Raw genomic sequence first — 19,003 nt, 5'->3', positions numbered from 1 at the left:
CCTGCAATCTCTGGTGGTGCAATATGAATTGTAGCGCGTTGTGCGTCAATCGCAAGGATTGCGCAAGTTTATGCCGATGCAATCCGAAGTTGCGGGCGAAATATCGCGTACCGGGGCCTTGCGGGGCGGTTAGATGCGGGAGTTGCCAGAACGGTCGCATCACCTAAGATGGCCAAGGGCATCGAGGGGGACATTGATGAGCGAACGGCTCGGGACACTTGAAGAGCTACCGCAGGATTATCGCGATCAGATGGTGGCGGCGGGTGTCGCGCCGCTTTGGCCCATGATGCGCAATGTGTTGCCCCATGGGGCGCCGCAGCCGATGACCCGAGTGGGGCATTGGTCTTTTCCTGCGGTGCGGCCGCTTCTGCTGCGTGCCGGTGAACTGACTCCTGTGGAGAAGGCAGAGCGCCGGGTGCTTGTCCTCTCTGATCCAGGGCGTGGTTCGGGCGCGATGCAGGCGACCGCGACCATTTACCTGGGGCTGCAACTGCTGCTGCCAGGGGAGTCCGCACCCGCGCATCGACACACCCCGTCAGCCGTGCGGGTCGTGGTCGAGGGGCAGGGCGGCTATACGGTCGTGGATGGTGAGCGCCTGCCGATGGAGCCGGGCGATCTGGTGCTGACACCGGGCGGGGAATGGCACGACCACGGCCATGACGGGGACGAGCCGGTGATCTGGCTCGACGCGCTGGACCTGCCGCTTTTCGTGCAGCTCGAGGGCTCTTATGCGATCGAAGGTGAGTTGCAGGCGCAGCGCAACCGCCCCGATGCCAGCCAGGTCGAATACAGCGCCGCCGGGATGGCACCCTCGCGCCGACCAGGACGGGGTGCGCGGCGCTATCCAATGATGCGCTATCCCTGGGCGGCGACCGAGGCGGCGCTGCGTCAGATGGTTGCCTTTGCCGAGGGGATTGCCGAACTGGACTATATCAACCCCGAAACGGGTGAGGATGTGCTGCCCGCGCTTGGCTTCACCGCGATGATGCTCAAGGCGGGCCAGGTCGAAGCGCCGCCGCTGCGCTCTTGCTCTTCGGCCTTTCACGTGATCGCTGGTTCCGGGCGCAGCGAGATTGACGGGCAAGTCATCGAATGGGGTCCAAAGGACACCTTCACCGCCCCGGTCTTTGCCCGCATCAGGCATGAGGCAGAGAGCGAGGCATTTCTGGTCCGCATCCATGACCGTCCGCTGCAAGAGAAACTTGGTTACTACGAGGAACGCGCCAGATGAGCGACAGCCTGTTCACCCTTCCCCCGATCCCCGGCATTCCGGTCCGTGGCGAAAGCGGCACATATCCGATCGGGCGGATTTTCTGCGTTGGTCGCAACTATGCCGCCCATGCCGCCGAGATGGGCAACGAGGTGGACCGCGAGTCGCCGTTCTATTTCACCAAATCGCCTGCCAATGCGATTCTGACAGGGGCCACCGTGCCCTATCCGCCTGGCACCGAGAATTTCCATTACGAGATGGAACTGGCCTTTGCCATTGGCAAACCGGTGTTCCGCGCCAGCACGGCCGAGGCCTGGGACGCGGTCTATGCCTATGGCTGCGCGCTTGACATGACCCGGCGCGACCAGCAGATCCGCGAGCGGGACAAGAAACGCCCCTGGGACCTGGGCAAGGATGTCGAGAACGCAGCGGTCTTTGCGCCCCTGACCCGGGTGGCCGACTGGTCGCCGCAGGACAACACGCGCATTCATCTTGAGGTGAATGGTGCGGTCAAACAGGATGCCACCCTGTCCGAGTTGATCTGGAAGATCGACGAGATCGTCAGTCATCTGTCGGGCTATTACCATCTGCGCCCGGGTGATCTGGTGATGACGGGCACACCTGCCGGGGTCGGTCCGGTCGTCGCCGGGGATGTGATCGCCGGCGGTATCGACGGGCTGGACCCCATCGCGCTGACGCTTGGCCCGGCGGAATAACCCATGACTGTCGAAACCATTCTGACCAATGGCTTTGGCAGCGGTGGGCTGGCCGCGGAACCTGGCCTATCTTCGACGGAGCGGGTGGAGGCACTTCAGTCTTTTAGAGATGATGATTGCCATCACCCGATTGGCGCCAATGCCGAGCTGCGCATTAGAATGATGAGCGCCATGGCGGCGGAAGAGTGCTACAATTCGACGAAGTGGTGTTACGGCGGTTCCGATCTGGCCGGTACCGCCCGAGGGGAGATGTAAGCAATATATTGCAAAATGACGTGCTTTGCGCATTATATTGCTTAGAGAGGGTCAAAGGGAGGATATCATGACCTATCGCAGAAAGATTCTGGGCCTGATCGGCGGCGCTGCAGTTGCGGCTCTGGCCACCGGGTTCAGCGCCGGCACAGCACTGGCGCAAGAGGTTACTCTGAAACTGCACCAGTTCCTGCCGGCGCAGGCCAATGTGCCGAAACTGGTCCTGGACGTCTGGGCCGACGGCGTCGAAAAGGACTCGGGCGGCCGTATCAAGGTCGATCGCTATCCCTCGATGCAGCTGGGCGGCAAGCCGCCCGAGCTTATGGATCAGGCCATCGACGGCGTGGCCGATGTGGTCTGGACCGTGGTCGGCTATACGCCGGGCCGCTTCCCCTCGACCGAGGTTTTCGAACTGCCCTTCATGATGACCAACGCGCGTGCGGTCAGCCATGCTTACTGGGAAATGTTCGAAAAGCACATGAAGGATGACGAGTTCAAGGATGTGCATATTCTTGGCACCTGGGTGCATGGCCCTGGCATGATCCACACTGCCGATCCCGTCGAAACTCCGGAGGACCTCCAGGGGATGAAGATCCGCGGCGGTTCGCGGTCGGTCAACTCGCTGCTGACCAAGCTGGGTGCAACCCCTGTCGGTATGCCGGTACCTGCGGTGCCCGAGGGGCTGAGCAAGGGCGTGATCGACGGCACCACCATCCCGTGGGAGGTGACCACTGCGCTCAAGGTCCCGGAACTGGTAGAGAACCATACCGAGTTCGAGGGCCGCGCGCTTTATACGCTGACCTTCGTGCTGGCGATGAACAAGGCCAAGTATGACAGCCTGCCCGACGATCTGAAGGCGGCGGTCGACAAGAACTCGGGTCTTGAATTCTCGGTCTTTGCCGGTGGGACACAGGCCGATTCCGATGGTCCGGCGCGTCAAGTGGCCGAGGATCTGGGTAACAACATCATCACCATCGACGCCGCAGGGGTCGAGGAATGGCGTGCTTTGGCCCAGCCGATCTATGACGAATGGATCGCCGACATGGAATCCAAGGGGAAGGACGGTAAGGCGCTTCTCGAAGAGGCGCAGATGCTGATCGAGAAGTATACGCCGCAATATTCCAACTGATCCGGCAACTGCAACCGGGTACGGCGCAAACGGCGCCGTACCCGCCACGCGGCCTGCAACCGACCGAGGACCGATGCATAAACTGATGACGGGGCTGGCCAGATCGTTGGCCATCGTCGGTGGGATCGTTCTGAGCCTTCTGATCCTGCTGACCTGCGCCTCAATCCTGGGCCGTTTGCTGAACGGCTTTTTCCACGGTGACATCATGCAATCTGTTGCCCCCGGTCTGGCCGATTGGGCCATCGGAATCGGTATCGGCCCGGTCAATGGCGATTTCGAACTGGTCGAGGCAGGAGTGGCCTTTGCCATCTTCTGCTTTCTGCCGCTCTGCCAGATCACTGCCGGGCATGCGTCGGTCGATATTCTGGCCAACGCGTTCAGTCACCGGGCGAACCGCATCCTGCGGATGTTGACTGAACTGACCTTTGCCGCCGTACTCGTCCTGATCGCGTGGAAATTGTTCGACGGCATGATGAGCAAACGAGCCTATGCCGAGACAACCTTTCTGCTGCAATTTCCCATTTGGTGGGCCTATGCGCTCAGTTTTGTCGCGGCCTTCGCGGCGGCGCTGGTGGGGGTCTATATGGGCGCAGTTCGAACCTATGAATGCTTTACCGGCCGTATCCTGGTCTGGGATGGGGTGGAGGCGACACAGTGAGCGCGCTTGAGATCGGTATCGCCTCGTTTCCCGCCCTCATGGTGCTGATCTTTCTCAGGGTGCCCATCGGGCTGGCCATGTTCCTGGTCGGGCTTGTCGGGCTGGTGCTGGTCACCGACGGCACTCAGGTCGCCTTTGCGCGGCTCAAGAACGAGACCTATACGACCTTTTCCAGCTATTCGCTGACCATCGTGCCGATGTTCCTGCTGATGGGCCATTTCGCCACGCTGGGCGGCATGTCCACTGCGCTGTTCAAGGCTGCCGAGGGCTGGCTGGGCCATCGCAAGGGCGGTATCGCCATGGCCTCGATCGGGGCCTGCGCCGGGTTTGGCGCTATCTGCGGTTCGTCTCTGGCGACGGCGGCCACCATGGGCCGCGTCGCCCTGCCGGAGCTGCGCCAATACGGCTATGCGGGCGGGTTTTCCACCGCGACGCTGGCGGCGGGCGGTACGCTGGGTATCCTGATCCCGCCATCGGTGGTGCTGGTGATCTATGCGATCCTGACCGAACAGAATATCGCCAAGCTGTTCCTGGCCGCCTTCATCCCCGGCATCATGGCGGCGCTGGGCTATGTCATCGCCATCTCGGTCTATGTGCGGCTTTACCCCGACAGCGCCGGTACGCGCCCGCCGGTCCCCTATGCCGAACGGTTCGCAGCTCTGTTGCAGGTCTGGCCGGTGCTTCTGGTCTTTGGTCTGGTTGTGGGCGGCATCTATCTGGGTTGGTTCACCCCGACCGAAGGCGCCGCCGTAGGTGCGCTGGGCACGGGCGTGATTGCCTGGCTGAATGGCGGGCTGACCCGCGCCAGCCTCTCCGAAAGCTTTCTGGTCACCGCACGGTCCACCGCGATGATCTTCTTCATCGTGCTGGGCGCGGCCTTTTACAACGGCTTCCTTGCCCTGACCCAGGTGCCGCAGGAGTTGTCGAATTTCGTGGTTGCCCAAGGCTACAGCCCCTGGGTGGTGCTGGCGCTGATCCTCGCCTTCTACCTTGTGTTCGGCTGCCTGATGGACAGCCTCAGCATGATCCTTTTGACGATCCCGATCTTCTTTCCGGTGATCTCGGCGATGGATTTCGATCTGGTCTCGCTGGCCGCGATGCAGGCCGATGCGGCAATGGAAGTTCTGAAGGCGGGCGTGCCCGAAGCGATGAGCGCCGAGACGCTGGCGGGCATCAAGGACGCCATTGCCAGTGGGGCCGAACTGACCCGCGAGCAGATGAAAGAGCTGGGTATCCGCGTGACGCGCGGCATGGCCAACCGGGCCGAGGCCGAACATGTGGCGATCTGGTTCGGCATACTTGTGCTGATCGTGGTCGAGGTCGGGCTGATCACGCCGCCGGTGGGCATGAACCTGTTCATCATCAACGCGATGGATCGGAGCACCCGCATGGCCGACACCTACAAGGCGGTGATGTTCTTTGTCGGCTCGGACATCGTGCGCGTGATCATTCTGGTCGCGTTCCCCGCGATCACGCTGTTTCTGCTGCCGGGATAGGCGCCACCGCCGCCCGGTCCGATGACCCCGACCCCGGCTGCCGCCGGGCGGGGCGGCTTTGGGAGGCGCGCATGACGCGATATCTGGACCATGAGGTAGAGGCCGAGCAGCGCGCGGACGGCACCATCTTACTGCGCTCGGCCCATGCGCCGGTGACACCGGTTGCCCGTACCACCGACTGGCTGCACCGCTGGGCGGCAGAGACCCCAGACGCGGTGTTTCTGGCGGAACGCAGTGGTGGCGCCTGGCGCACGCAATCCTACGCCGAAACCCTGGGCAGGGTCCGGGCGCTGGCCACCGGGCTGCTGGCGCGTGGGCTGGTGCCGGGTGACCGTATCCTTGTCGTCTCGGGCAACAGCGTCGATCACGGTACACTGGCGCTGGCGGCGCAATATGTGGGGCTGGTGATCGTACCAGTTGCCGAGCAATACGCCCTGATCCCCGGCGCGCTGAAGCAGCTGCACTATATTCTTGGCCTGATCGACCCGGCCATGGTCTATGCCGAAGACGGCGCGCAATTCGCTGCCGCCCTGGCGATGGAGGAGATGGCCGGCCGCCGCATCGTCGTCGGGCGCAATCCCGCGCCGGGCATGACCCTGCTGACCGACCTGGAGCGGGAGAGTGGCGATATCTCGGGCGCTGCCGCTGCAGTCGGCCCTGACACGGTGGCCAAGATCCTGATGACCTCGGGTTCGACCTCGCACCCCAAGGGGGTGCTGACCACCCAACAGATGCTCTGCGCCAACCAGGCACAATATGCCCGCGCCCTGCCGTTCCTGACCGAACGCCCGCCCCGGCTGGTGGATTGGCTGCCATGGAACCATGTCTTTGGCGGGTCCAACAACTTCAACCAGATGCTGGCCTTTGGCGGCGCGCTCTATATCGACGGGGGCAAGCCCGCGCCCGCGCTGATCGGCAAGACATTCGAGAACAATCGCCTGATGAACGGCACCATCGCCTATAACGTTCCGGTGGGCTTCGCCCAGCTTCGTGACGAGATGCATCGCGATCCCGAGTTGAAGCGTCATTTCTTCGCCGATTTGGACATGCTGTTCTATGCCGGTGCCTCTCTGTCGGCGGATGTCTGGCGCGACCTCAGCGAGATGGCCGCCGAGGTGCGTGATACCCAACCGCTGATCACCACCTGCTGGGGTATGACCGAGACCGCGCCCGCCTGCATATTCCAGCACGTGCCTGCCAATCTGCCCGGCATTATTGGCGTGCCGTTGACCGGGGTGACCGCCAAACTGGTGCCGGCGGACGGTGGCCGGTACGAACTGCGTGTCGCTGGCCCCAATGTCTTTGCCGGTTATTTTCGCGACCCAGAAAAGACCGCCGCCGCCTTTGATGACGAGGGGTATTTCTGCACCGGCGATGCGGTGGCGATGGTTGATGCGGATGACCTGTCGCAAGGGTTACGGTTCGAGGGTCGTCTGGCCGAGGATTACAAGCTGGCAACCGGCATCTGGGTGCGCGCCTCAGCGCTCCGGCTTGAGGTTCTGGCCGCGCTGGCGCCGCTGGCTGCCGATGTGGTTCTGACCGGCGAAGGTGAGGCCGAGATCGGCCTTCTGATCCTGCCCGCGCCCACCCTTGTCCAAGGGCTGGAGGTACGGGAGGGCGTTCTGCATCCCGGCCCGATGCGCGACGAAATCGCCGCGCGCCTGTCACGGCTGAATGTCGATCGCGGCAGTTCTGCCCGCATCGCGCGGGCGGTGATTCTTTCAGACCCGCCGTCGATGGCAGAGGGCGAAGTCACAGCCAAGGGTAATCTCAACTTCCGCAAGGTACTGGAAAGAAGGGAAGAAATCGTGTCGCGCCTGTATGGGGGCGATAAAGATGAAAGAATTATTGTGCATTAAGCTGCATAAATTTGCGGCCCGATTTAGCAATATCTTGCATAAACAGGTTTGGGATGCATGATGGTGCCGCCGGAGAGAGGCGCGCGCGGGAGTGGGAGAGGAGGCCCGCCCGCTCGCTGCCCCGGCCATCACCGGGAAGGAGGCAGAATGAGCGCAAACGCCGCGCATTACTTTGTGGACCGCCATGTCGAAGAGGGGCGCGGCGCGCGACCCGCCTTTCGCGAAGCCGCCGGCGCGCGGCGCAGGCAGAGCTATGGCGAGCTGGCCCGCGACAGCGGTGCGGTTGCGGGTGCGCTCGCCCGTGCGGGCATCCCGCGCGAGGCGCGCGCGGCGATGCTGGTGCTGGACCAGCTGGAGTTTCCCACCCTGTTCTGGGGCTGCCTCAAGGCGGGCGTGGTGCCGGTGCCGCTGAACACGCTGCTGGCCACTTCGGTTTATGATGTGATCCTGAACGACAGCCGCGCCTCGATCCTGTTTGTCTCGGAAGAGCTCTGGCCGGTGGTGCAGTCCGCCGCGCTGGCCTCGCCGCATCTGACCCGGATCGTGGTGATCGGCACCGCGCCCGACGGCACCCAAAGCCATGCGGATTTCGTGCAGGGTGCCGATATCCCGCCTGCGGTCGAGGTGTCGCCCGACGATGTGGCCTTTTGGCTCTATTCCTCGGGGTCGACCGGACAGCCCAAGGGTGTGCGGCACGTGCATGCCAGCCTCAAGGCCACCGCCGACAGCTATGGTGCGCAGGTGCTGGGAATCGAACCGGATGACCTGGTGTTTTCGGCGGCCAAGCTGTTCTTTGCCTATGGGTTGGGCAATGGCATGACCTTTCCGATGTCGGTCGGGGCCGAGACGATCCTGTTCAACGGGCGTCCGACGCCGGATGGCGTGCGCGATATCATCGCCGCCGAGCGGCCAACCGTGTTCTGCGGGGTGCCGACGCTGTATGCGGCAATGGTCGCCATGCTCGACCGCGAGGGCGTGCCGGACGTAACGCTGCGTCGTTGCATCTCGGCAGGCGAAGCACTGCCGGAAGAGATTGGCCGGTCTTGGCACCGGCAATGGGGGGTCGACATTCTGGACGGCGTCGGCTCGACCGAGATGCTGCATATCTTTCTGTCGAACGCGCCGGGCGACGTGGTCTATGGCACCTCGGGCCGACCGGTGCCGGGATACGAGGTGCGGCTGGTGGACGAAAGCGGCGCCGATGTCGGACCCGGCGGGTTGGGAGAGCTTCTGGTGCGCGGCGCTTCGGCGGCGGATGGCTATTGGAACAAGCGCGACAAGAGTCGCGCCACCTTCGAGGGAGAATGGACCCGCACGGGCGACAAATATGAGCTGACGCCTGATGGCCGCTATGTCTATTGCGGGCGCACTGACGACATGTTCAAGGTCTCGGGCATCTGGCTGTCGCCGTTCGAGGTGGAGCAGGCGCTGGTCGCGCATCCCGCCGTCCTCGAAGCGGCGGTGGTGGCGGCGCGCGACGCTGACGGGTTGGAGAAACCCAAGGCCTTCATTGTGCTCAAGACGGCAGAGACCGAAGGGCTGGCCGATACCCTGCGCGATTTCGTCAAGGAGAAGGTGGGCAAGTGGAAATATCCCCGCTGGATCGAATTCGTCGAGGATTTGCCCAAGACCGCCACCGGCAAGATCCAGCGGTTCAAACTGCGCGAGGGAGGCTGAGCGATGGAGTGGAGTACAAATCCCGCCGAAAAGCTGCGCATTGATGGCGTGGCATTGGAATATGCCTGCCACGGCCCGGCGCCTGGGGGCGCCCCGACCCTTGTGCTGTTGCATGAAGGGTTGGGCTGTGTTGCGATGTGGCGCGATTTTCCCGCTCAGCTTGCTGCGCGCACTGGGTTGGGCGTGCTGGTCTATTCCCGGCAGGGCTATGGCGGATCGGACCCGGTTACCCGGCCCCGGCCGCTGGATTTCCAGACACGCGAGGCGCTGGAGGTGCTGCCCGCCCTGCTGGATGCTGCCGGTGTCCGGCAGGCGATCCTGCTTGGCCATTCCGACGGCGCCACCATCGCCGCGATTCATGCCGGCAGTGTGGCTGGTCACCGGATACGCGGCGTGATCCTCGAGGCGCCGCATTTCTTTACCGAACCGGGCGGGCTGGCCTCGATCACAGAGGCGCGCGCGGCCTATGAAAGTGGCGATCTGAAACAGAAACTGGCGCGCTATCACGCCGATCCCGATGGTGCTTTTCTGGGCTGGAACGATGCCTGGCTCGACCCCGGTTTCGCCACCTGGAACGTGGCCGAGGTGATCGACTATATCCGGGTGCCGATCCTGGCCATTCAGGGGCGGCAGGACCAATACGGCACGCTTGCCCAGATCGAAGAGATCGAGAGCCGCGCCTATTGTCCGGTGGATACGCTGATACTTGACTGTCGCCACGAACCGCATCGGGAGTGCGCTGATCGGGTGTTGGACGAGATCGCCGACTTTTGCGCAAGGCTGCTTCGCATCGAGGCCGCCGAGGTCATCCCGGCCTGAGCATGTCGCTGCCACCTCTCTCGGATCCCTATGTTCCCGGTCAGACGGCGCGGCCACCCGAAGATCTGTTCGAGGCCCTGCACCAGTGCGTTCCCCGCCGGATGCCACCTGAGGATTTGACCGCTTGCCCTGCCTGGACCGACGGCTGGACATTGTTCGATCTGGGATACTTCTGGGAGGCGCATGAGGTATGGGAGCCGGTCTGGATGGCCTTGCCCCCGAATAGCGGTGCTCGCTACCGGGTGCAGGCGGCGATACAGTTGGCCAATGCGGCGTTGAAACTGCGCATGGGTCGGAGGGGCGCGGCCCGGCGTCTTTGTGTCTTGGCTCGCGAGGCCGCGGCGCGGGCCGGCGGAGCAGGGACGCCCGAGAAATGGGAGGTTTCGTTCTGCGACCGCGTCGCCAAGGTTGAGGCGCGATTCGCAAGTGATGCAATATAACGCATCATTGCAGAAAGTATCAGAGATATATTGCGGGATGGTAGGTAGTCTATTGATATATAAGGAATTCAAACATGCACTATTGTGCCGTAAATTGCTTGCAAATTGACTGATGCGCACTAAAATGCATAATATCATAACTCTTGGAGCGAGGCATGACCCAGCGTATCGACTTTCAGACCGACCCGTCCCGCTATCGTCATTGGCGGGTCGTGTATGATGGAGAGATCGCCAATCTCTACATGGATGTGGATGAACAGGGCGGCCTGTTCCCGGGCTATGAGCTGAAGCTAAATTCCTATGATCTTGGCGTCGATATCGAACTGGCCGATATCGTCCAGCGGATGCGGTTCGAGCATCCGGAGGTCAAGGTGGTGGTGATGCAATCCGGAAAGGACCGCGTTTTCTGTGCCGGTGCGAATATCCGGATGCTGGGCGGCGCCAGCCACGCGCACAAGGTCAATTTCTGTAAATTCACTAACGAGACCCGCAACACGTTTGAGGCGGCCGAGGCCGACAGCGGCCAGAAATACATTGCCGCAGTCAAAGGTGCCTGCGCGGGCGGGGGGTACGAACTGGCGCTGGCCTGCAACTATATCATGCTGACCAACGACAGTTCCTCTTCGGTGGCATTGCCCGAGGTTCCGTTGTTGGCGGTGCTGCCGGGAACTGGCGGGCTGACCCGGGTCACCGACAAGCGTAAGGTGCGCCGCGATCTGGCCGATGTGTTCTGCTCGGTCGAAGAAGGTGTACGCGGCCAACGCGCTGTCGACTGGCGGCTGGTGGATGAGATCGCCCCGAATTCGAAATTCGATGAGGTGGTGCAGGAGCGCGCGCGGGAATTTGCGAGCGCCAGCGCCAAACCTTCGGGCCTGACCGGGATCTCGCTCACCCCGCTTGACCGCCGCTTTGCCGAGGATGGCTCGGTCACCTATTCGACCGTTGAGGTTGTCGTGGAGCGCGAGGCGGGGCGGGCGACGCTGACGATCTCCGGTCCGACGGACGCCGCTCCCGATACGGTCGACGCGTTGCAGGCGCAGGGGGCGAATGCCTGGATCCTGCGCGCGGCGCGTGAGCTGGACGATGCCATCCTGCACCTGCGGCTGAACGAACGTCAGATCGGTACGCTGGTGATCCAGACCCAGGGCGACGGCGCCGCAGTTCTGGCGCATGAGGCATTGCTTCTCAACAATCGCGACCACTGGCTGGCCAACGAGATCCTGCAATACTGGAAGCGGGTGCTAAAGCGGGTCGACATGACCTCGCGGAGTCTCGTTGCGATTGTCGAGCATGGGTCCTGTTTCGCCGGGCCGCTGGCGGAACTGCTTTGGGCGGTGGACCGGTCCTACATGATGCTCGAAGAGTTCGAAGGCGATAACCGCCCGCTGGCCGCGATCACGCTCAGCCCCGGCAACTTCGGAACCTATCCGATGGGTAATGAGCTGACCCGGCTCGAGACCCGCTTCCTGGGCACACCGGAGGCGGTCGAAGCGGTGCGCGCGCGGATTGGCGAACCGATTGAGGCCGACGAAGCCGAGGAACTCGGGCTGGTGACCTATGTGCTGGATGATATCGACTGGGAGGACGAGGTCCGCGTCTTCCTCGAAGAGCGCGCCAGTTTCTCGCCCGATGCTATGACCGGGATGGAGGCGAACCTGCGCTTTGCCGGTCCCGAAACAATGGAAACCCGCATATTCGGCCGACTTACCGCGTGGCAGAACTGGATCTTCCAGCGCCCCAACGCGGTGGGCCCCGACGGGGCACTGCAACGCTATGGCACCGGGGTGCGCGGCGATTACGACATGGAACGTGTGTAGAGGGGGTGCAGATTTTCGCAGAAAATCTGTAGAAAAATCTTGTGCAAGATTTTTCCCCGCCAAGGAGGAAAGCGATGCTTGATCTGATCAACGTAAGTTACGACACCCAGATCCCGAATAACGTGGGTCTGAGCCAGGACAAGAAGGTGCTGAAGGCGCTGGAGAAATGGCACCCCGGCTACATCAACTGGTGGAATGACCTGATCCCTCAGAATTTCCAGGAATCGCTGGTCTATCTGCGCACCGCAGTCAGCGTCGACCCCAAGGGCTGGGCCAAGTTCGACTATGTGAAGATGCCGGAATACCGCTGGGGCGTGCTGCTGGCACCGCAGGTCGAGAACCGCACCATCCCGTGTGGCGAGCATTACGGGCAACCCGCCTGGCAAGAGGTGCCCGGTGAGTACCGCAACCTGCTCAAGCGCCTGATCGTCATTCAGGGCGATACCGAACCGGCCTCGGTCGAACAGCAGCGCCTGCTGGCATTGACCGCACCCTCGCTCTACGACATGCGCAACCTGTTCCAGGTGAACGTGGAAGAGGGCCGCCATCTCTGGGCGATGGTCTATCTGCTGCACAAGTATTTCGGCCGTGACGGGCGCGAAGAGGCCGATGACCTGTTGCGCCGCCAGTCGGGGAGTGAGGAAGCCCCCCGTATGCTGGGTGCCTTCAACGAGGAGACGCCGGATTGGCTGTCCTTCTTCATGTTCACCTATTTCACCGACCGCGACGGCAAGATGCAGCTGGAAAGTCTGGCGCAATCCGGCTTCGATCCGCTCAGCCGCACCTGCCGCTTCATGCTGACCGAAGAGGCGCACCACATGTTCGTGGGAGAAACCGGCGTGGGCCGCACCATCGAGCGCACCTGTCAGGTGATGAAGGAAAACGGCATCGACGACCCTTATGACACCGGCCGCATCCGCGACCTGGGGGTGATCGACCTGCCGCTGATCCAGAAGAAGCTGAACCTGCATTACACGCTGTCGCTGGACCTGTTCGGGCAGGAAGTGTCGACCAATGCCGCTAATGCGTTCAATGCGGGCATCAAGGGTCGTTACATGGAAAGCCGGCTGAGCGATGACCACCAGTTGCAGCAGGATACCTATACCGTGTGGGATTTCGAGGATGGCAAGGCAGTACAGAAGCAGGTACCGGCGCTGACCGCGATCAACATGCGCTTGCGCGACGACTATACCAAGGACGCCGCAGGCGGCGTTGGACGCTGGAACAAGATCATCGAGAAACACGGCGTCGATTTCGAACTCTCGCTGCCGCACGAGGCATTCCATCGCAAGATCGGCGTCTTTGCCGACAAACATTTCGACCCGTCGGGGCAGCCCGTCTCGGGGGCCGAATACGACGCTGGCCTGCCGAAATGGTTGCCTACGCACGCGGATGGCGATTTCATCCAGTCGCTGATGAAGCCCTGCTATGAGCCGGGTCAATACGCCCGCTGGATCGCCCCACCCAAGGTGGGAATCGACAACCGTCCGGGCGACTTCGAATATGTGAAACTTCACATGGCTTAATGCCGGACAGGGGCCGGGCCCGGTGGGCGGTAACATTTTGTGACCCGCCCACGGATTGACGGAAGGGGTGACTCTCCTGTTGGCTTAAACCGGCCTGATCGGACAACACGAGGAACCGACCATGCAGATCGACCGTTCGAAACCCGAAACGCCGCGGCTGCACGCTCTCTCGGGGCAGATATCCACCTTGCATGGACCCTGCGTCGGCTGTTCCGATTGCGTAGGCCTGTGCAAGGCGCTGATCGACACGCTTGTGGTGCCCGACCTCGTCCTGACCAGGAAACGCGAGACCTCATGAACCAACCGCTCAAGCAGCACCTGATCGACCCCGAAATCTGTATCCGTTGCTACACTTGCGAAATGACCTGCCCCGAGCAGGCCATCGAACATGACGACATGAATGTCGTGGTCGACGTCGAGAAGTGCAAATTCTGCATGGACTGCATCCCGGTCTGTCCGACCGGGTCGATCGACAACTGGCGGGTGGTGGACACGCCCTATTCGCTGGAGGAGCAATACGGCTGGATGGACCTGCCGCCTCAGGAGGACGTGGCGGGCGACGAGGCGGGGCTTGAGGCGCTGGACGATGCCATGGCGGCCCTTCTGGCCGAGGCGCACAAGGGGGCGGGCGGCAAATCGCGCGCCCCTGCGACGGCCTCGAAACCGACGATTAACCTCTATACGCTGGGCAAACCGGCCGAGGCGCGGGTGACCGGCAATTACCGCCTGACCGCCGAAAGCAGTGACAGCGATGTGCGCCACATCATCCTGGATTTTGGCGGCCAGCCCTTTCCGGTGCTCGAAGGGCAGAGCATCGGTATCATTCCGCCAGGCACCGATGAGGCGGGCAACCCGCATCTGCCCCGGCTGTACTCGGTCTCCAGCCCGCGCGACGGCGAGCGGCCGAATTTCAACAACCTGTCGCTGACGGTGAAGCGCGAACCGCACGGGATCTGCTCGAACCATGTGTGCGATCTGAAGCCCGGCGACACCGTGCGGGTCACCGGACCCTTTGGCGCCACTTTCCTGATGCCGTCGGATCCGGCGGCGCATCTGCTGATGATCTGCACCGGCACCGGCTCGGCGCCCTTCCGGGCCTTTACCATGCGGCGGCAGCGGGAAAATCCCAAGCTGAGCAACAGCCTGACTCTGGTCTTTGGGGCGCGCAGACCGCAGGAGTTGCCGTATTTCGGGCCGCTCGCCAAGGTGCCCGAACAGTTCATGGCCAAGCATTTCGCCTTTTCCCGCCAGGATGGCGCGCCCAAGCACTATGTTCAGGACCGGTTGCGGGCCGAGGCGGACCGGATGGGAGAGTTGCTGGCCGATCCCCTGACCCATGTCTATGTCTGCGGTCTCAAGGCGATGGAACAGGGTGTGGAGGAGGCGTTCAAGGATATCGCCCGCGCACGGGGCATCGACTGGACCGGCCTGCGCGACCGGATGCGCGATGAAGGGCGCTATCACGTCGAAACCTATTGATCCGGTCCCGAGCAGAGAGCGGATTGCACCAAGGACTGGGCTGTCCTAAGATTGCGCACTATTTTGCACAAACCCTGCGGGCCGCATGACCGAGATCACCAATTTCCGGGGCGAAACCACGCCCAACAGCGCGCGTGACCAGGCCGAGGCCGAGGTGGCGGCCCTGATCGCGCGGGTGGGCGAGCGGGTGCGCGCGGCGCGGCAACGGCGCGGTATTCCGCGCCGGGTGCTGTCCGAGATCTCGGGCGTGTCGCCGCGCTATCTGGCACAGCTCGAAGCGGGCGAGGGCAATATCTCGATCGGGCTGTTGCAGCGGGTGGCAACTGCGCTCGATCACCGTATCGAATGGCTGGTGGGCGAGGATGATCCCTGGTCCTCGGACGCGATGCGAGTGGCCGATCTCTATCGGGTTGCGGGGATGGAAACCCAGGCCGAGGTTCTGCGGTTGCTGAGCCCCGCACCCTCGCTTGAGGCGAGGGCTGGGCGTATCTGCCTGGTGGGGTTGCGTGGGGCTGGCAAATCGACCTTGGGTCAGCGGTTGGGTGCGGCGCTGGGCCTGCCTTTTGTGGAACTCAACGGCGAGATCGAGGATCAGGCAGGGATGCCGGTCGCCGAGGTCATGGCGCTTTACGGGCAAGAAGGATACCGCAAGCTAGAGGCGCAGGCGGTGGCACGGATCGTGGCCACCCATGACGCGTTGGTGCTGGCGGTGGCGGGCGGTATCGTGGCCGAGCCTGAGACCTACAAGACCCTGCTGGCGCATTTTCACACGATCTGGCTGCGCGCTTCGCCGGTGGAGCATATGGAACGGGTTCGCGCCCAGGGGGACGAACGGCCGATGGCGGGCAATCCAGAGGCGATGGAAGAGTTACGCTCGATCCTGACCAGCCGTGAGGCGCTTTACGGCAAGGCAGAGGCGCAGATCGACACCTCAGGGCAGAGCGTCGAGGCCTCGCTGGTCCAACTCACCCGCCTCGTGCGCGAGCGCGGTTATCTGAACTGACCGAGCGCCACGCGCCCCAAGATTTTTCGTCGAAAAATCTTGGCCTCCGGCGGGGATTTTTTTCAGCAAGAGGACGGGGCGGTGCGGGATACGTATTTCCTCATAATTGACCGTTGTAGCGTTGCGACCTTAGCCTGAGGCGGTTCAGACTAAGACGCGCCGCAACCCATGGCGCATATCGGGGAGGAGAGACGTGAAACGCATTCTTTGCGCAGGAACGGTGTCGATTCTGGCGCTGGCATCCGCCGCGGCCGCCGACATCAAGATCGCCCATGTCTATGGCAAGACAGGCCCTTTCGAGGCCTATGCAAAACAGTCCCATGACGGGCTGATGTTGGGGCTGGAATATGCCACTGGCGGCACCATGGAGATCGACGGAGAGAAAATCGTCGTGATCGAGAAGGACACCCAGCTGAAGCCTGAAAACGGCAAGGCCCTGTTGGAAGAGGCCTATGGCGATGATGAGGTTGATCTGGCCGTGGGCCCGGTCAGCTCGGGCGTGGCGCTGGCGATGCTGCCGGTGGCCGAGGAATACGAAAAGGTGCTGATCGTCGAACCGGCGGTGGCGGATTCGATCACCGGGGCCAACTGGAACCGCTATATCTTCCGCACTGGGCGCAACAGCAGTCAGGACGCGGTGTCGAACGCCATCGCGCTGGCGGGCGAGAACGTGCATATCGCAACGCTGGCGCAGGACTATGCCTTTGGCCGTGATGGTATCGCCGCGTTCAAGGAGGCGCTGGAAGGTGCAGGCTCCGGCATCGTGCACGAGGAATACGTGCCGACCGATACCACCGACTTTACCGCCGCAGCCGAGCGTATCTTTAACGCGATGAAGGATCTGGAAGGCGAAAAGCGCCTGTTCATCATCTGGGCCGGTGGCGGCAATCCGATGGGCAAGATCCAGGCGATGGACCCCAGCCGTTTCGGCATCGAGATCGCGACCGGCGGCAACATCCTGGCGGCAATGGCGGCCTACAAGGATTTCCCGGGCATGCAGGGCGCGACCTATTACTACTACGAGATACCGCAGAACCCTGTGAACGACTGGCTGGTCAAGACCCATCAGGACCGTTTCGGCACCCCGCCTGACTTCTTCACCGCGGGCGGCATGGCGGCAGGTATCGCCGTGGTCGAGGCCATCAAGAAGGCCGGTGGCACCGATACCGAGGCGCTGATCTCGGCCATGGAAGGCATGGAATGGGAGACACCCAAGGGCAAGATGATGTTCCGCCCCGAGGATCACCAGGCGCTGCAATCCATGTATCACTTCAAGATCAAGGTGGACCCGAATGTCGAATGGGCCATCCCGGAACTGGTGCGTGAACTGACGATCGACGATCTGCCGATCCCGATCCGCAACAACTAACTCCCCGACCTGGCCGGTCCCGTGGCGCATGACGCGCCGGGACCGGCCTTTTTGCAAGCGGAAGACAAAGCCATGACATCCCCCATCCTTGCGACCGAGGGGCTGACCGTGCGGTTCGGCGGCCATGTGGCCGTGGACGCGGTTTCCTGCGCCTTTCACACCGGGGAGCTCACCGCGATCGTGGGTCCGAACGGTGCCGGCAAGACCACTTATTTCAACCTGATCTCGGGCCAGATCCCTGCCAGCGCGGGCCGCGTCCTGCTGCGCGGGCGCGATATCTCGGGGCAGTCGGTGTCCCAACGCACCCGCGCCGGGATCGGGCGCGCGTTTCAGCTGACCAACCTGTTTCCAAATCTCAGCGTGCTGGAAAACGTGCGCCTGGTGGTCCAGTCCAAGGCGGGGCAAGGCATGAACCTGTGGTCAATGGCCAGCCGACACGCGGAGCTGACCGAGGCTGCCGAGGCGATCCTTACGCGGGTGCGGCTGATCGCGAACCGCGATCAGGTGGTTTCGGAGCTGAGCCACGGCAACCAGCGCAAACTGGAGGTCGCGCTGCTGATCGCGCTCGACCCCGCCGTCTACATGTTCGACGAACCCACGGCGGGCATGAGCGTCGACGAGGCGCCCGTGGTGCTGGACCTGATTGCCGAGTTGAAAGAGCAGCGCGACCGGACCATCCTGCTGGTCGAACACAAGATGGACGTGATCCGCACGCTGGCTGATCGCATCATCGTGTTGCACAACGGCGCGCTGGCCGCAGATGGCGACCCGGCCACGGTGATGGCCTCGGACGTGGTGCAAGAGGCCTATATGGGCCGGGAGCTGGAAGATGTCTGATCCGATCCTGCGGCTGGAGGGCGTCTATACCAACATTGCCCAGTATCATATCCTGCAAGGTGTTGACCTTGAGGTGCCGCGTGGCGCGGTGACCATGCTCCTGGGGCGCAACGGGGTGGGCAAGACTACCACGCTGCGATCCATCATCGGCCACTGGCGCGCGCATCAGGGCCGGATCTTGCTGGACGGGCAGGATATCACCCGGATGCCGACACCCGCCATCGCGCGGGCCGGTGTCGGGTTTGTGCCCGAGGATATGGGTATCTTTGCCAATCTCACGGTCGAGGAAAACATGGTGCTGGCCGCCGTGTCCGGCCCCATCGACAGCGCGCGGCTCGACTGGGTGTTCCAGGCCTTTCCGCCGCTGAAAACCTTCTGGAGGTCCGAGGCGGGCAACCTGTCGGGTGGGCAGAAACAGATGCTGTCGATCGCGCGCGCGATGGTCGAGGAGCGCAGGCTCTACCTGATCGACGAGCCCACCAAGGGGTTGGCGCCCGCCATCGTGTCGACCATGGCCCGCGCGCTGCGTGAGCTAAAGGCGCAGGGCGCCTCGATCCTGCTGGTGGAACAGAATTTCTCGGTCGCGCGGGCGCTTGGCGACAGCGCCTGCGTGATGGATGACGGGCGCATCATCTGGTCTGGCGAAATGCGCGAACTGGCCACCGATGCCGCCCTGCAAGAGCGGTTGATGGGTCTGAGCATGGAAGCCCATTGAG

General features: G+C 62.9%; 18 protein-coding genes. All 18 read left to right on the top strand.

Annotated elements, in window-relative coordinates; all coding sequences use genetic code 11:
• Positions 1–196 precede the first annotated feature (196 nt).
• The 18 genes from AC2FNA_RS17030 (at position 197) to AC2FNA_RS16945 (ending at position 19,002) form a co-directional block, all read left to right on the top strand.
• The gene (locus AC2FNA_RS17030; protein ID WP_496828553.1) at positions 197–1,231 is read left to right on the top strand and encodes a cupin domain-containing protein; all 1,035 of its coding nucleotides are present in this window, start codon (positions 197–199) and stop codon (positions 1,229–1,231) included.
• Entirely contained in the window at positions 1,228–1,926 is a 699-nt protein-coding gene (locus tag AC2FNA_RS17025; protein ID WP_496828551.1) for a fumarylacetoacetate hydrolase family protein, read from the top strand. The genes AC2FNA_RS17030 and AC2FNA_RS17025 overlap by 4 nt, the downstream gene beginning before the upstream one ends.
• A 3-nt stretch (positions 1,927–1,929) precedes the next feature.
• A complete protein-coding gene (locus tag AC2FNA_RS17020) occupies positions 1,930–2,181 on the top strand; it encodes a hypothetical protein (RefSeq protein WP_496828549.1) in 252 nt (83 codons plus the stop codon).
• A 67-nt stretch (positions 2,182–2,248) separates the two neighbouring features.
• Positions 2,249–3,307: a TRAP transporter substrate-binding protein gene (locus AC2FNA_RS17015; protein ID WP_496828547.1), complete on the top strand. Its 1,059-nt coding sequence runs from the start codon at positions 2,249–2,251 to the stop codon at positions 3,305–3,307.
• Positions 3,308–3,380: 73 nt separating this feature from the next.
• Positions 3,381–3,965, top strand: a complete 585-nt coding sequence (locus AC2FNA_RS17010; RefSeq protein WP_496828546.1) for a TRAP transporter small permease — start codon at positions 3,381–3,383, stop codon at positions 3,963–3,965.
• A complete protein-coding gene (locus AC2FNA_RS17005; RefSeq protein ID WP_496828544.1) occupies positions 3,962–5,461 on the top strand; it encodes a TRAP transporter large permease in 1,500 nt (499 codons plus the stop codon). Before AC2FNA_RS17010 ends, AC2FNA_RS17005 begins: the two co-directional genes overlap by 4 nt.
• A gap of 71 nt (positions 5,462–5,532) precedes the next feature.
• Positions 5,533–7,320, top strand: a complete 1,788-nt coding sequence (locus AC2FNA_RS17000; protein ID WP_496828542.1) for a feruloyl-CoA synthase — start codon at positions 5,533–5,535, stop codon at positions 7,318–7,320.
• 147 nt (positions 7,321–7,467) lie between these two features.
• Positions 7,468–8,997 carry a benzoate-CoA ligase family protein gene (locus AC2FNA_RS16995; RefSeq protein ID WP_496828540.1) on the top strand — a complete coding sequence of 510 codons (1,530 nt, stop codon included), beginning with the start codon at positions 7,468–7,470 and terminating at the stop codon, positions 8,995–8,997.
• Positions 8,998–9,000: 3 nt separating this feature from the next.
• A complete protein-coding gene (locus AC2FNA_RS16990; RefSeq protein WP_496828538.1) occupies positions 9,001–9,816 on the top strand; it encodes an alpha/beta fold hydrolase in 816 nt (271 codons plus the stop codon).
• A 2-nt stretch (positions 9,817–9,818) separates the two neighbouring features.
• A complete protein-coding gene (locus AC2FNA_RS16985; RefSeq protein ID WP_496828536.1) occupies positions 9,819–10,256 on the top strand; it encodes a DUF309 domain-containing protein in 438 nt (145 codons plus the stop codon).
• Between the two features lie 155 nt (positions 10,257–10,411).
• Positions 10,412–12,073: a 2,3-epoxybenzoyl-CoA dihydrolase gene (boxC, locus tag AC2FNA_RS16980; protein ID WP_496828535.1), complete on the top strand. Its 1,662-nt coding sequence runs from the start codon at positions 10,412–10,414 to the stop codon at positions 12,071–12,073.
• Positions 12,074–12,147: 74 nt separating this feature from the next.
• Entirely contained in the window at positions 12,148–13,599 is a 1,452-nt protein-coding gene (gene boxB / locus AC2FNA_RS16975; protein WP_234137044.1) for a benzoyl-CoA 2,3-epoxidase subunit BoxB, read from the top strand.
• Positions 13,600–13,720: 121 nt separating this feature from the next.
• Positions 13,721–13,897, top strand: coding sequence for a hypothetical protein (locus tag AC2FNA_RS16970; protein WP_496828533.1), 177 nt, complete (start codon positions 13,721–13,723; stop codon positions 13,895–13,897).
• Positions 13,894–15,078 carry a benzoyl-CoA 2,3-epoxidase subunit BoxA gene (boxA, locus tag AC2FNA_RS16965; RefSeq protein ID WP_496828531.1) on the top strand — a complete coding sequence of 395 codons (1,185 nt, stop codon included), beginning with the start codon at positions 13,894–13,896 and terminating at the stop codon, positions 15,076–15,078. The genes AC2FNA_RS16970 and boxA overlap by 4 nt, the downstream gene beginning before the upstream one ends.
• Positions 15,079–15,163: 85 nt before the next feature.
• Entirely contained in the window at positions 15,164–16,081 is a 918-nt protein-coding gene (locus AC2FNA_RS16960; protein WP_496828529.1) for a helix-turn-helix transcriptional regulator, read from the top strand.
• Between the two features lie 193 nt (positions 16,082–16,274).
• A complete protein-coding gene (locus AC2FNA_RS16955) occupies positions 16,275–17,450 on the top strand; it encodes a substrate-binding domain-containing protein (RefSeq protein WP_496828527.1) in 1,176 nt (391 codons plus the stop codon).
• Positions 17,451–17,522: 72 nt separating this feature from the next.
• Positions 17,523–18,287, top strand: coding sequence for an ABC transporter ATP-binding protein (locus tag AC2FNA_RS16950; protein ID WP_496828525.1), 765 nt, complete (start codon positions 17,523–17,525; stop codon positions 18,285–18,287).
• Entirely contained in the window at positions 18,280–19,002 is a 723-nt protein-coding gene (locus tag AC2FNA_RS16945) for an ABC transporter ATP-binding protein (RefSeq protein ID WP_496828523.1), read from the top strand. Before AC2FNA_RS16950 ends, AC2FNA_RS16945 begins: the two co-directional genes overlap by 8 nt.
• The last annotated feature ends 1 nt before the right edge of the window (position 19,003 follow it).

The sequence above is a fragment of the Ruegeria sp. YKSD163 genome, from assembly GCF_059612905.1.
The sequence above is the reverse complement of the archived record's forward strand: the minus strand, read 5'-3'. Positions and strand labels throughout refer to the sequence as shown.